The organism is Streptomyces sp. NBC_01210 (genome assembly GCF_036010325.1).
Taxonomy (GTDB): Bacteria; Actinomycetota; Actinomycetes; order Streptomycetales; family Streptomycetaceae; genus Streptomyces.
Genome location: NZ_CP108549.1, coordinates 4611704 through 4625142, shown reverse-complemented (window position 1 = coordinate 4625142; position 13439 = coordinate 4611704). Strand labels below are relative to the sequence as shown.

The window sequence follows — 13439 nt, the reverse complement described above, 5'->3', positions numbered from 1 at the left end:
ATCGGTTTCACGAACGGAAGGCATTGCTCATGCCATCGGAAGTCGCCCTGCTCGAGTCGCGCGCGCTGCGCGTGGAGCATCAAGGGCGTGTTGAAGTCCTGGACAAGGTGAAGGCGCTTGTCATGCTCCCGGACGACATGCATGTCACCACCGAGGGTGTCGCTCGCTACTTCGAGGTCCACAGGGGCACTGTGCACAACATCGCCAGGCGTCATCGGGACGAGCTGGAAGCCAACGGGATGGTCACGCTCAAGGGCTCTGAGCTGCAGTCTTTTGAAGTGTTCAACTTGAACACTTCAAAGGAAAGTTATCCACAGGGGCGCGCGCACCTCAGGCTCTACACCCGCCGCACGGTGCTCAATGTCGCGATGCTGCTTCGCGACAGCGACATCGCCCGCTGCGTCCGCACGTACCTCCTCGACGCCGAGGAGGCCGGTGGCCGGCGCCAGGACTACGCCTCTCTCGACCGACGTGTCACCAAGGTCGAGGCGAACCTGGACACCGTTGGGCACGCGCTTCAGGATCTCGGTCCGGTCATCAACGGGATCTCCGTCCGGCTCGACCGGCGGCTCGACGCCACCAACCAGGTCGTCGGGGCCATGAGCAACCGGCTCTGCGATCTCTCCGACGACATGCGGCGGATGGACCGGAGGATGGACGACTTCGCCCATCAACTGAGGGAGCTGCAGCGCAGCCGGCGCCGTAAGCGCCGCTGATACCCCGCACAACGGCTGCCGCAGGGGAGCCGCGGCGGATGGCGCATGTGGTGGACATCGGGGTGAGTTACGGGCTCGCCGCGTCGGTCGGCATCCTCACCTACCGCATTCCGCGGCCCTGGCGCTGGCTCTATCTCGCCGGTGCGCTCGCCTTCTTCGGTCTGCCGCTCGCCACCGTCGGCACCTACACCGACCTCGGCCATGCGATCGCTCTCGCCATCGGCCTGGTCTGCTGGCCGCTGACGTGCGACGGCAAGGACGGACCGAGCCGCGTCCGGACCGTAATTCGGTGGCATCGAACCGCTGTCCGAGGCACAGTAGTTGAGCCGGAGCACGCCAGTGCGGCCGGCGTCACCTACCGGGAGAGGAGCGCGGCGATGACCGAGAGTACGAGTGCGAGTCCGTCGAGCTCCCGTCAGGGCAGCCCCGGGCAGGCAGCGGAGTAGCCACCGACCACTCCGCCGAGCCGCCCAGGGGGACTGTCCGGGGGCGGCCGCTTCGAGCGCGCATCCGCGCGGGCCGCCCCCTCCCGGAGGATTGGCCGAGTGGTAAGGCAGCGGCTTGCTAAGCCGTCGTCGGGGCCGTGAACCCCGCGCGCGTTCGATCCGCGCATCCTCCGCGCAGTCACGCAGTCACGCAGTCACGCAGTCACGCAGTCACGCAGTCACGCAGTCACGCAGTCACGCAGTCACGCGGTCACGCGGTCACGAAGCCGCCCGGTCCGACAGTTGCGCAGTCGCCCGTCCGGCAGTCACGCAATACCCACGGGAAGAGCCAGCCGACAGCAGGCGCCGGCCGCACTCTCGAAAAGTGTTGGGGCATGTGAATGCCCGTGTGGGTTCGACCCCCACCTCTTCCGCCTCAGCCGAGCAAGTGCTCCAGCACCACCGCGATGCCGTCGTGCTCGTTCGACGCCGTGATCTCGTCCGCCACGGCCTTCAGTTCGTCGTGCGCGTTGGCCATCGCCACACCGTGCGAGGCCCAGCCGAACATCGGGATGTCGTTCGGCATATCACCGAACGCGATCGTGTCCGAGGCCCGCAGCCCCAGCCGCCGCGCCGCCAGCGAGAGCCCCGTCGCCTTGCTCAGCCCCAGCGGCAGTATCTCGACGATGCCGGGCCCCGCAACCACCACATCCACCAGGCTGCCGACCGTCGCCCTGGAAGCCTGTGCCAGCGCGTCGTCACCGAGCTCCGGATGCTGGATGAACACCTTGCTCAGCGGCGCGGACCACAGCTCGGCCGGGTCCTCGAACGCCACCACGGGCAGCGGGCCTTCCTGCACCCGATAACCAGGACCGACCAGCACCTCGCCGTCCAGCCCGTCGCGGCTCGCGGCCACCGCGAGCGGCCCGACCTCCGCCTCGATCTTGGAGAGCGCGAGTCCGGCCAGCTGCCGGTCCAGCGTCACCGAGGTCAGCAGCCGGTGCTCACCCGCGTGGTAGACCTGCCCGCCCTGGCCGCAGACCGCGAGGCCGTCGTACCCCAGGTCGTCCAGGATGTGCCGGGTCCACGGCACAGCACGCCCGGTGACGATGATGTGCGCGGCGCCCGCCGCGGTGGCCGCGGCGAGCGCGTCGCGCGTGCGCTCCGAGACCGTGTCGTCGCCACGCAACAGCGTGCCGTCGAGATCGGTCGCGACAAGCTTGTACGGAAAGGGGGCGGGGCTCACTTGGAGATCGGCTCCAGGATCTCTCGTCCCCCCAGGTACGGACGGAGCACCTCGGGCACCCGCACCGAACCGTCGGCCAGCTGGTGGTTCTCAAGGATCGCCACGATCGTGCGCGGTACGGCGCAGAGCGTGCCGTTCAGCGTCGCCAGCGGCTGCACCTTCTTGCCGTCACGCATCCGGACCGAGAGCCGTCGGGCCTGGAAACTGTCGCAGTTCGACGCGGAGGTCAGCTCGCGGTACTTGCCCTGGGTCGGGATCCACGCCTCGCAGTCGTACTTGCGCGAGGCCGAGGAACCCAGGTCGCCGGTGGCCACATCGATCACCTGGAAGGGCAGCTCGAGGCCGGTCAGCCATTGCTTCTCCCAGTCAAGCAGACGCTTGTGCTCGGCCTCCGCGTCCTCGGGAGCGACGTACGAGAACATCTCGACCTTGTCGAACTGGTGCACCCGGAAGATGCCCCGGGTGTCCTTGCCGTACGTGCCGGCCTCGCGGCGGAAGCACGGCGAGAAGCCCGCGTACCGCAGCGGCAGCTTGTCGGCCTCGATGATCTCGTCCATGTGGTACGCGGCGAGCGGGACCTCGGAGGTGCCGACCAGGTAGTAGTCGTCCTTCTCCAGGTGGTACACGTTCTCCGAAGCCTGGCCGAGGAAGCCCGTGCCCTCCATGGCGCGCGGGCGGACCAGCGCCGGGGTCAGCATCGGGATGAAGCCGGCCTCTGTGGCCTGCGCGATCGCGGCGTTGACCAGCGCGAGCTCAAGCAGCGCGCCGACGCCCGTCAGGTAGTAGAAGCGTGAGCCCGACACCTTCGCGCCGCGCTCGACATCGATGGCGCCGAGCGCCTCGCCGAGCTCAAGGTGGTCCTTGGGCGCGAAGCCCTCGGCGCCGAAGTCGCGGATCGTGCCGTGCGTCTCGAGGACGACGAAGTCCTCCTCGCCGCCGACCGGGACGTCCTCGTGGACGATGTTCCCGAGCTGGAGCAGCAGCCGCCTGGTCTCTTCGTCGGCCTCGTTCTGTGCGGCGTCGGCCGCCTTTACGTCGGCCTTCAGCTGCTCGGCCCTCTTCAGCAGCTCGGCGCGCTCTTCCGGAGTGGCCTTGGGGATGAGCTTGCCGAGCGACTTCTGCTCGGAGCGCAGTTCGTCGAAGCGAAGGCCGGACGACCTGCGGCGCTCATCGGCGGAGAGCAGGGCGTCGACGAGGTCGACGTCCTCTCCACGGGCGCGCTGGGAGGCGCGAACACGGTCGGGGTCCTCACGAAGCAGGCGAAGGTCAATCACCCCACCAGGCTACCGGTGCGGACTCGCGCCACCTCACTCGATATAGCCTTGCGTGTCACTTTGCCCGAATTGCCCCGAATTTAGAAAGGTGCGGGTAAATCACCGGCGTAAGCGTCAATAAACAGGACGCTATTCGCCGAAATGGGGCACCCGATGAGCGCCCGCATTGACCTGCTCCCCTTGCCGTGTCCGGGATTCGGGCATCCCTTGTCCACAGGGATGCGGGCCTTCGTAAAGTTATCCACAGCCTGTGTGGGGGATCTGTGGACTACGGAAGAGATCGTTCCGAAAGCCCTGCGTGGGTCGAAGGATTCCTCACCCAAACCCACCCCACGCGCTCATTCGGGTGGGAATTCCTCGCTCCAAAGGGTTGATCAATGGAATTGAGGTGACACGGGGCAACCTGCCGTTCTGTGGAGGGAAGTGGGGTGAGTGAGCCGATATGTCGACCATGTCGCCCTCTGTTGTCGACTTGTCCCCAGGTCGAGAAGCATGCCTGTGGATAACTTCTGTGGACAACGAAAATGTGCAGGTAGGACCGGCTGCTCTGATGCCTCAGCACCGACCGCTCAGGCCCGGCCGTCCTGGCAGCGCGCCAGCCAGTCCGACGCGGCCGTGAACTCGGCGTCCGAGGTCCCCGCGCGCAGCGCCCGTACGTCCTCCACCGCCACACCCGCCCGCGGATACGAACCGAGGAACCGCACCTTCGGGCAGATCCGCTTCAGCCCCATCAGCGCCTCGCCCACCCGCCGGTCCGAGAGATGGCCCTCGGCGTCCACGGCAAAGCAGTAGTTCCCGATGCCCGCTCCGGTCGGCCGGGACTGGATCAGCATCAGGTTGACCCCGCGCACCGCGAATTCCTGGAGCAGCTCCAGCAGTGCACCCGGGTGGTCGTCGCCCAGCCAGATGACCACCGAGGTCTTGTCAGCGCCGGTCGGCGCCGCGGGCCTGGCGGGCCGGCCCACCAGCACGAAACGCGTCTCCGCGTTCTCCGCGTCATGGATCTCGCTGACCAGCGGCTCGAGTCCGTACGTCGCGGCCGCGAACTCGCCCGCGAAGGCCGCGTCGTACCGCCCCTCCTGCACCAGCCGCGCCCCGTCCGCGTTCGACGCGGCCGACTCCCAGAGCGCGTCCGGCAGATTCGCCCGCAGCCAGTTGCGCACCTGCGGCTGGGCGACCGGATGGCCGGTCACCGTCTTCACCTCGGAGAGCTTGGTGCCCGGCCGCACGAGCAGCGCGAAGGCGATCGGCAGCAGCACCTCGCGGTAGATCATCAGCGGCTGTCCGGAGGCCAGCTCGTCGAGGGTCGCGGTGACGCCGCCCTCCACGGAGTTCTCGATCGGTACGAGGGCGGCCGCGGCATCGCCGTTCCGTACGGCATCCAGCGCCGCGGGCACGGACAGCATCGGGACGAGCTCGCGGGTGGCTGCTTCGGGAAGCGTGCGCAGGGCGGCTTCGGTGAAGGTCCCCTCGGGACCGAGATACGTGAAGCGCGTGGCCGACATACCGTCACCCTAATGGGCCCGAGATCCGAAGGGCCCGCGATCCTTACGACTCCAGAAGCCGCTGGCCCACGTACTCGCCGGTCCGTGCCCCGCCAGGCGCCGCGAACAGCCCGCTCGCCTCGTGCCGGATGAACGCCGACAGCGCGTCGCCCCGGTCGAGCTTGCGCTGCACCGGTACGAAGCCGCGCAGCGGATCGGCCTGCCAGCAGACGAAGAGCAGCCCCGCATCCGGCGTTCCGTCCGCGCCGATCCCGTCGTGGAAGGAGAACGGCCGACGCAGCATGGCCGCACCGCCGTTCTGCTCCGGAGCCGAGATCCGGGCGTGGGCGTTGTCCGGAATGACCAGCTTCCCGTCGGGCCCCGTCTTGTCCAGCGCGAGCTCGGTGGTCTCGGTTCCGCCGGTCAGCGGGGCGCCGTCGGACTTGCGCCGGCCGATGACCAGCTCCTGCTTCTTCAGCGAGAGCCGCTCCCAGTCGTCGAGCAGCATCCGGATGCGTCGTACAACGGCGTACGAGCCTCCTGCCAGCCAGTCGTACTTCGTCCCCGACGTCTCGGACGGAACGAAGATCCGCTTGTCGAAGTCGGCCTCGGACGGTTTCGGATTGGCCGTTCCGTCGAGCTGGCCCATCAGATTGCGTGCGGTCATCGGCTTTCCGGTGGCGCCCGGCGAGCGGTTGAAGCCGTTCATCTGCCAGCGCACCCGGGCCGCGTCCCCGGCCGCCTTCTGGATCGCGCGCAGTGCGTGGAAGGCGACCAGCGCGTCGTCCGCGCCGATCTGCACCCACAGATCGCCGTTGGACCGCTTGGCGTCCAGTTGGTCGGAGGAGAAGGCGGGCAGCGGATCCAGCTCCGGCGGCCGCTGTGCCACCAGCGCCGTACGGTCGAAGAAGGTGCGGCCGAAGCCGAATGTGACGGTCAGCGAAGAGGGCCCGGCGTCCAGCGCGACGCCTGTGTCGCCGTCGCCGGCCGCCCTGCCCGCCATCAGTTGGCTCGCGAGCGCGGACCAGCGGCGCATCAGCGCGGCCGCCTCCTTGCGGCCCGCGCCCGGCGCCAGGTCGAAGGCGATCAGATGGCCGCACGCCTGCAGGGGCGTGGTGATGCCCGCCTGGTGCTCGCCGTGGAAGGCGATGCCGGTCGCGCCGACGGTGCTCAGCGCGGCCGGGGCTTCGCCTGCCGCGCCGGCGTACGCGGCGGCGCCGCCCGCAGCGCCCAGCGCAAGACCGGTGGCGCCGGCGCCCACGGTGCCGAGCAGCCGCCGCCTGGAGATGTCGTTGTCGCGCACAGGGTCACTCACGGGTATGTCAGCCGATCTTGATGTTCTTGTCGATGGTCGTCTGGTCGATGTCGGAGGACCGTACGGTCACCTGGACCTGCCAGTCGCCGGGCATCGGGATCTGGACCGCGGCCGCGCTCCAGTGTCCGGCAGTGATGCGGTCGGGGGTGATCGGCAGCGGACCGATCTGCTTGGCCTTGAGCGTGAAGGCGACCTTCACCTCGGCCACGTCCAGCGGCTTTCCGTCCGGCCGCTCGACCCAGACGTGCATCTCGTTGGCGCCCGAGGTGGCCGGATCGAAGGTGAGCCGTACCGTGCCCTTGCCGCTCCGGCCGCCGGTGTCGAAGGGCATCTTGATCTCGGTCGGCCCCTGGGGCACGGTGGCGGCCGCCTGAGTGCTTCCGGCCTTGGCCGCCTCTTCCTCCGTACGGCCGGGTTCGGTGCTCGTCAGCACGGTCGTCACGGCCAGCAGGATCACCGCGATGCCTGCCTCGGCCAGCACGGAACGGCGCAGTCCGGAGCGCTCGGGATCGGCGTCCCGGTTCCGCTTCTTCTCCGCCGTCGCCACCGCGGCCTTCTGGCGGGCGAGTTGAGCCGCCCGCTCCGGGGCGGCGGAGACCTCCGAGACCTGCGCGAGCTCCGAGAGCTGCGAGACCTCCGAGACCTGCGCGAGCTCCGAGACCTGCGAGACCTCCGCTTCCTCGACGTCCGCGTTCTCGGGGACGGTCACCGGCTCCCGCTCGGCCTCGTCGGTCCGGGCTTCGGCCGCCCGCGTCTCACTGAGCTGCGCCGTCCACCGCCGCGAGATCCACGCCACGGCGACCATGACAACAACCAGCGCCACCTTGGCCAGCAGCAGCTGTCCGTACGTCGTCCCGGTCAGCGCCGACCACGAGCCGACCTGCCGCCAGGACTGGTAGATCCCGGTCGCGGCGAGCACCATGACGCTGCCGAACGCGACCTTCGAGAAGCTCCGCACCGCCGCGCGCTCGATCGACGGCGCCCGGTACAGCGCGGTCAGCAGCGCCGCGAGCCCGCCGAGCCAGGTCGCGACGGCCAGCAGATGCAGTACGTCCACGGGCATCGCGAGCCCCGGCTGGATACCGGTCGATGCATGCTCCGACAGCGCCCAGGTCCCGGCGATCCCGGCCGCGACGACCGTGCCGCCGATGGCAAGACCGAAGGTCAGATCCTTCTTTTCGGTCTCGTCCTCCCGCTTCGCATACGCGCCGAAGAGCACGGCGATGAACAGTGCGGCGGCCCCGAGCAGCATCAGCCGGGAGCTGAGCGCGGCCCCGGTCTTGGTCTGAAGGACGTCCCGCAGCCCGCCGAGGTCGAAGGTGTCCGCCAGTTTTCCGGAGCCGGTGTAGGGGTTGCGCAGCAGGAGCAGCGCAAGGGTGGCCGCGGTGAGCGTCACCCATCCCTGGACGACCAGGCGCTGCAGCGGCCTTACGGAAGCGCCGCGCCGCCAGCAGAGGAGGACGAAGGCCGCGCCGCCGGTGAGCAGTACGAAACCGGCGTACGAGGCGTAGCGCGCGATGTCGTAGAGGATTCCGACCACACCTCCGCCGGCCTTCTGGTCGGGCACGGCGGCGGTGGTCTTGGAGGGCGCTCCGATGGAGAAGGTGAAGGCTCCGGAGACCGGATGGCTGTCGGCGGAGACGGCTTTCCAGGCCACGGTGTACGTGCCGTTGGGCAGTCCGGGCAGCAGATCGACGCCGTACATGACCTTGCCGCCGGTGCCGAGGTCGCGGACCTTGGCCTTGTCCGCGCGTTTGCCGCTTGGTTCGAGGACCCGGATCGAGTCGTCGCCCATGGCGACCTGCTCGGAGAAGGTGAGCGTGACGTTGCCCGGGGCGGTGGCGACCACCGCCCCGTCCTTCGGGTTGCTCCCGGTCAGTGCGGCGTGGGCCGACGCGGGGTTCGCGCCGGCCAGGAGTGCGCCGATGAGCGTGCCGAGGAGCACGGTCGCGGCGAGCAGCAGCCGGACCGGTGAAGGGCCGAAGCGCGGGGCGGTGGCTGTCATGGCGTGATCAGTCCCTCGGTGCTCAGTGCTTCTTCGGGCTGTAGGTGGGTTCCTTCACGGGAAGTTCGACCTTGATCGGGCCGGACTTCTCGAAGCGCAGCTCCAAGGTGACCTTCTCGCCCTGCTTCGGCTGCTGCTTGAGCTTCATGAACATGATGTGGTTTCCACCCCGTTCGAGATTGAGTTCGCCGTCCGCCGGTACGTCGAAGGTTTTCACCTCCTGCATCCTCTGGTCCTTGGACTCATGGATCGTGATGTCGTCGGAGAGGTCGCTGGTGACGGAGGTGAGCTTGTCGGCCGTGCCCCCGCTGTTGTGCACCGTCAGAAACCCGGCTGCCATGTCGTCGCTGACGGGCTGTGGCATGAAGGCACCATTGACCTTCAACTCGGGCGCGCCGTCGGACGAGCAGCCCGCCAGCGCCAGCCCCGCGCTCAGGGCTATGACGCCGGCGAGAGTCGAACGGCGGCTCACGGGTTCTCTCCACGGATGATCTTCGGCAGGTCCTTGGCGTAGTCGTCCGCCGTGGTGTCCTGGCTGTACAGGACGTAGCCCGCGTCGGTCTTCGGGGAGAACGCGATGACCTGCGCGCCGTGCATGGAGACGACCGTGCCGTCCTTCTCCTTCTTCGGCGGGTCGATACCGATGCCGATCTGGCGCGCGCCCGCCTGGATGGTCGGGAAGTCGCCGGTGAGACCGGTGAAGGACGGATCGCCTGCGCTCGGCAGCCACTTGGCGAGCTCGGCCGCGGTGTCCCGCTCCGGGTCGGTGGTGACAAAGACGACCTGGAGCTTGTCCTGGTCGGCCTTAGGGAGCTTCTTCCTGGCGATGGCGATATTGCTCATCGTCAGCGGGCAGACGTCGGGGCAGTGCGTGTAGCCGAAGTAGATCAGCGTCGGCTTGCCCTTGGTCTGCTCGCGCAGGTCGTACTTCTTGCCGTGGGTGTCCGTCAGGACGAGGTTCGGCTTGGTGTAGGGCTGGTCGAGCAGGGTCGCGGGCCGGTTCGCCTTGGCGGAGACATCGGCGAAGGGGCTCTTGGCCGAGTCGTCTCCGCCCCCGCAGGCGGACAGCGTGAGCCCGGCGGCCACGACGAGCGTGGCCGCGAGCACAGTCTTCTTACGCATGGAGAAATATCCCAAATGTGATGTACGAAGCGTCGGGCGGCGCATCAGGACGTGCGGCGGCGTCCGGCCAGGACGCCGAAGGCAACACCCGCGACACCGACGAGAATGCCGACGATGCCCAGGATGCGGGCCGTGGTGTCGCTGCTGCTGTCCGAGGCCTCCTCGGACTTCGTGTCCTCGTCATGACCGGCGTTCTTGCCGTCCTTCGCGGACGCGTCCTTCGCGCCGCCGCCGTGCTCGTCCCCGGTGGCGGCGGACAGCTTCAGGACGGGCGCGGGCGACTCGGGCTCCGCGGCGCCCTCCTTCGCCTCCTCGATCCAGCGCACGACTTCCTTGTTGTCGTACGTCTGGAGGGCCTTGAACACCAACTGGTCGGCGTCCTCGGGAAGCTTGCCGAGAGAGAGCGGGAACTGCTGGAACTGGCCGGGCCCGATCTTGGAGCCGTCCGCCGTCCAGGTGACCTTGGAGACCGCCTCGGTGATCTGCTTGCCGTGCACCTGGAGCGGCTTGGCCAGCTTGGACTTGGTGACCTCGACCTTCCAGCCGGGCACAGGCTGCGGCATCACGGACGACAGCGGGTGCTCGGTGGGGAGGTTGACCTCGAGCTTCACTGTCGAGGCGTTGTCGCGCTCGTTGGGGACCTTGAAGTTGACCGTCGCGTAGCCGCCCTTGGCGGCCTCGCCCTGCGGCTGCACGCTGACGTGCGCGAAGGCGGTGCCGGAAAGCAGCAGTACGGAGGAGGCGGCGATGCCGGTCGCGAGCGCGATACGGGAAACGTTCATGGCAGAAGACACTCCGGATCAGGAGAGGCGAGTGAGTGCCGGCGCATACGGGTGCGCGGGCACCGCGACACCACTCCCGTCGAGTGGGCCGCGTCAGGCTGCGAGAGCGAGGCGGGCGGGAGGCCCGCGCCTGATCACCGTGTGCTGGAGCGCCTCACCGGCCGGTGGCGGCGGCGGACCGGAGGACGGCCGGGGAGCGCGCGGATCGACCGTGGGCGCCCCCTGGAGACCGGCACGCAGCGCCCGTACGAGAACGAGCGCGGCACGCAGCGAACGCAGCCACGCCGCCTGAGCCACCTCATGCGCCGAGTCGGCAGAGAGCCTGATCAGCCGGAGCAGCGCCAGATCCCCGCGCCGCAGCAGCCAGCCGGTGGCGAGCGCGGCCAGCAGATGCCCCAGGATCATGGGGAGGGTCGGCAGCAGCTCGGGCGATGCGGCGGCGGTCTGCGCCATATGAACGTGGGCGCTGTGCCCCGCCGGAGCGATGCCCGCGTTGGTGACGATCCGCTGCGCGTCGGTGTGGCTCAGGGACGAGGCGCCCGCGCCGCACACCAGCTTCGCGGCCATCCTGATCAGCGCGTCGTCGGCCGTCGGCGCCAGCCGCAGCTGATGCTGCTGCCCGAGGCCGAGCAGAGTGTGCAGAGCGAGCTGTCCGACGGTCAGCGCGACGGCGATGGACGGCAGTGAGCGCGCCCGTCCGGCGAACGGCGCGACCAGCGCGAACACCGCGAGGAAACCGAACGCCAGCGTCCACCAGGGGACGGCCGCACAGGCGGCCAGCGCATGTCCCGTCGCGGACAGCACAACACAGACCGCGGTGAACACCGCGGCCCTCAGCAGCCGTAGACCGGCTCCGGCGCGTGCAACGGGGATGGACGACATGGCCGGGCCATCATCGCACTGCGGTGGGACGGCCCATACGGCAGGTCCGGAAGATCCCCTTTTCCGACATACACCGGCGCGCTCGGGGGGCGCATCCGCCGAATGAGCGGAATCACGTCAACTGTGTGCTTACGGACCGCGTCTTGCGGCAATACGTATCGGTATGTCGAGGCGCAGCCAGGAGGCTGGAGCATGAGCATCTGGTGGTCTCTCCACTTGAGGCGCGAAGCTGCGAGCGTTCCGCTCGCCCGTCGGCTGCTGCTCGGCACGATGGAGACCGCGGGGGTTGATCCTGATATTTCGTACGATCTCTCGGTCGCGCTGAGCGAAGCCTGCGCGAATGCCGTCGAGCACGGCGGTGACCGGGGGTCCGGCGAAGCCTCGTCGGCGTACCGGGTGACCGCATATCTGGACGGCGAGACATGCCGTATCGAAGTGGCCGATTCGGGTCCGGGCTTTCCGATGCGGCACGGCGGGCAGTGCGCGTACGCCATGACGCCGGCCTCGCCGACCGCGGAGAGCGGCCGCGGGCTCTGTCTGATCGAGCAGCTCGCCGACCATGTCCACTTTCGCAACCGGCCGGGCCGGGGCGCGGTGGTCAGCTTCGACAAGATCCTGAAGTGGCGGGAGGACGCGCTGCTCAAGGTGTCCTGAGCCGCGCGCCCTCCGCCGTATCCGTCGTCCGGTCAGCCCTTGAGCGAGGCCATCCAGGCCTCGACCTCGTCCGCCTGCCGCGGCAGCGCCGCCGACAGGTTCCGGTTGCCGTCCTCGGTGACCAGGATGTCGTCCTCGATCCGGACGCCGATGCCGCGGTACTCCTCCGGCACCGTCAGATCGTCCGCCTGGAAGTAGAGACCTGGCTCCACCGTGAGGCACATGCCGGGCTCCAGCGTCCCGTCGACGTACGCCTCGGTGCGCGCGGCGGCGCAGTCGTGGACGTCCATGCCGAGCATGTGGCCGGTGCCGTGCAGCGTCCAGCGGCGCTGCAGACCCAGTTCGAGGACACGCTCCACCGGGCCCTCGACCAGACCCCACTCGACGAGCTTCTCAGCGAGCACGCGCTGTGAGGCGTCGTGGAAGTCGCGGTACTTGGCGCCCGGCTTCACCGCCGCGATGCCCGCTTCCTGAGACTCGTACACCGCGTCGTAGATCTTGCGCTGCAGCTCGTTGAAGCGGCCGTTGATGGGCAGGGTGCGCGTGATGTCGGCGGTGTAGAGGGTGTGGGTCTCCACGCCGGCGTCCAGCAGCAGCAGCTCGCCGGAGCGGACCGGGCCGTCGTTGCGCACCCAGTGCAGGGTGGTGGCGTGCGGGCCCGCCGCGCAGATCGACCCGTAACCGATGTCGTTGCCCTCGACGCGGGCGCGCAGGAAGAAGGTGCCCTCGATGTAGCGCTCGCTGGTCGCCTCGGCCTTGTCCAGGACCTTGACGACGTCCTCGAATCCACGCGCGGTGGAGTCGCACGCCTTCTGCAGCTCGCCGATCTCGAACTCGTCCTTCACGGCACGCGCCTCGGAGAGATAGACGCGCAGCTCCTCGTCGCGCTCCGCGGTGACCTTGTCGGTCAGCGCCGCCTCGATGCCGGCGTCATGCCCGCGTACGGCGCGGACCGCGCCGGTCGCCTGGCGCAGCTGCTCGGGCAGCTCGCGCACATCCTTGGCGGGGATGCCCAGCAGCTGCTCGGCCTCGCTGAGGGAGTGGCGGCGGCCGACCCAGAGCTCGCCCTGGCCGGACAGCCAGAACTCGCCGTTCTCGCGGTTGGAGCGGGGCAGCAGACAGATGGTCGCCCGGTGCCCGTCGGCGGTCGGCTCGAGTACCAGGACGCCGTCCTCGGACTGGTCGCCGGTGAGGTAGGCGTACTCGGTGGAGGCGCGGAAGGCGTACTCCGTGTCATTGGAGCGGGTCTTCAGATTGCCCGCGGGGATCACCAGGCGCTCGCCGGGGAAGCGCGCCGAGAGCGCAGCACGGCGGGCGGCCGTGTGCGAGGCCTGCGCGATGGGCTCCAGATCGCGCAGCTCGGTATCGGCCCAGCCGGTCGTCATGTTCTCCGCGAGCTCGTCGGAGACGCCCGGGTACAGGCCGTTCTTGCGCTGCTTGATCGGCTGCTCTTCTTCTTCCGGGCCTGCTGCGTCAGCAGCAAGATCGGATTCCGCCGGGGTGAGCTCCTCGGCCACGTCTGCCTCCTCGATAC

The 13439-nt window shown here is 69.0% G+C and carries 12 protein-coding genes, 2 tRNA genes and 1 pseudogene; 5 read left to right on the top strand and 10 right to left on the bottom strand.

Annotated features, from left to right (window positions below):
* Positions 1 to 29: 29 nt before the first annotated feature.
* The 4 genes and pseudogenes from OG735_RS20945 to OG735_RS20930 all read left to right on the top strand — a co-directional run bounded on the left by OG735_RS20945 (position 30) and on the right by OG735_RS20930 (position 1575).
* Positions 30 to 716, top strand: coding sequence for a hypothetical protein (locus OG735_RS20945; protein WP_327324704.1), 687 nt, complete (start codon positions 30 to 32; stop codon positions 714 to 716).
* 29 nt (positions 717 to 745) lie between these two features.
* Positions 746 to 1162: pseudogene (locus OG735_RS20940) on the top strand (rhomboid-like protein); the annotation flags it as partial.
* An 85-nt stretch (positions 1163 to 1247) separates the two neighbouring features.
* Positions 1248 to 1335, top strand: a tRNA-Ser gene (locus tag OG735_RS20935).
* 148 nt (positions 1336 to 1483) lie between these two features.
* Positions 1484 to 1575 (top strand) — tRNA-Ser (locus OG735_RS20930).
* 2 nt (positions 1576 to 1577) lie between these two features.
* On the opposite strand, the gene OG735_RS20925 is transcribed toward OG735_RS20930, so the two are convergent.
* The 9 genes from OG735_RS20925 to OG735_RS20885 form a co-directional block, all read right to left on the bottom strand.
* Positions 1578 to 2387 (bottom strand): HAD family hydrolase, encoded by an 810-nt coding sequence (locus OG735_RS20925; protein WP_327324703.1) that lies wholly within the window; start codon positions 2385 to 2387, stop codon positions 1578 to 1580.
* Positions 2384 to 3661, bottom strand: coding sequence for a serine--tRNA ligase (gene serS / locus OG735_RS20920; protein ID WP_327324702.1), 1278 nt, complete (start codon positions 3659 to 3661; stop codon positions 2384 to 2386). Before serS ends, OG735_RS20925 begins: the two co-directional genes overlap by 4 nt.
* 569 nt (positions 3662 to 4230) lie before the next feature.
* Positions 4231 to 5166, bottom strand: a complete 936-nt coding sequence (gene pheA, locus OG735_RS20915) for a prephenate dehydratase (protein ID WP_327324701.1) — start codon at positions 5164 to 5166, stop codon at positions 4231 to 4233.
* A 43-nt stretch (positions 5167 to 5209) separates the two neighbouring features.
* Positions 5210 to 6460, bottom strand: coding sequence for an iron uptake transporter deferrochelatase/peroxidase subunit (efeB, locus tag OG735_RS20910; protein ID WP_442812464.1), 1251 nt, complete (start codon positions 6458 to 6460; stop codon positions 5210 to 5212).
* A 7-nt stretch (positions 6461 to 6467) separates the two neighbouring features.
* Complete coding sequence (locus OG735_RS20905) at positions 6468 to 8465, bottom strand: copper resistance protein CopC (protein WP_327324700.1); 1998 nt, start codon at positions 8463 to 8465, stop codon at positions 6468 to 6470.
* Positions 8466 to 8487: 22 nt separating this feature from the next.
* Complete coding sequence (locus OG735_RS20900; RefSeq protein ID WP_327324699.1) at positions 8488 to 8937, bottom strand: copper chaperone PCu(A)C; 450 nt, start codon at positions 8935 to 8937, stop codon at positions 8488 to 8490.
* The gene (locus OG735_RS20895) at positions 8934 to 9587 is read right to left on the bottom strand and encodes an SCO family protein (RefSeq protein WP_327324698.1); all 654 of its coding nucleotides are present in this window, start codon (positions 9585 to 9587) and stop codon (positions 8934 to 8936) included. The genes OG735_RS20900 and OG735_RS20895 overlap by 4 nt, the downstream gene beginning before the upstream one ends.
* A 44-nt stretch (positions 9588 to 9631) precedes the next feature.
* Positions 9632 to 10369 (bottom strand): YcnI family copper-binding membrane protein, encoded by a 738-nt coding sequence (locus OG735_RS20890; RefSeq protein WP_327324697.1) that lies wholly within the window; start codon positions 10367 to 10369, stop codon positions 9632 to 9634.
* A 93-nt stretch (positions 10370 to 10462) separates the two neighbouring features.
* The gene (locus OG735_RS20885; protein ID WP_327324696.1) at positions 10463 to 11251 is read right to left on the bottom strand and encodes a hypothetical protein; all 789 of its coding nucleotides are present in this window, start codon (positions 11249 to 11251) and stop codon (positions 10463 to 10465) included.
* Positions 11252 to 11443: 192 nt separating this feature from the next.
* On the opposite strand from OG735_RS20885, the gene OG735_RS20880 reads away from it, so the two are divergent.
* Positions 11444 to 11905, top strand: a complete 462-nt coding sequence (locus OG735_RS20880) for an ATP-binding protein (RefSeq protein WP_327324695.1) — start codon at positions 11444 to 11446, stop codon at positions 11903 to 11905.
* 32 nt (positions 11906 to 11937) lie between these two features.
* On the opposite strand, the gene OG735_RS20875 is transcribed toward OG735_RS20880, so the two are convergent.
* Entirely contained in the window at positions 11938 to 13422 is a 1485-nt protein-coding gene (locus OG735_RS20875; RefSeq protein ID WP_327324694.1) for an aminopeptidase P family protein, read from the bottom strand.
* Positions 13423 to 13439 lie beyond the last annotated feature (17 nt).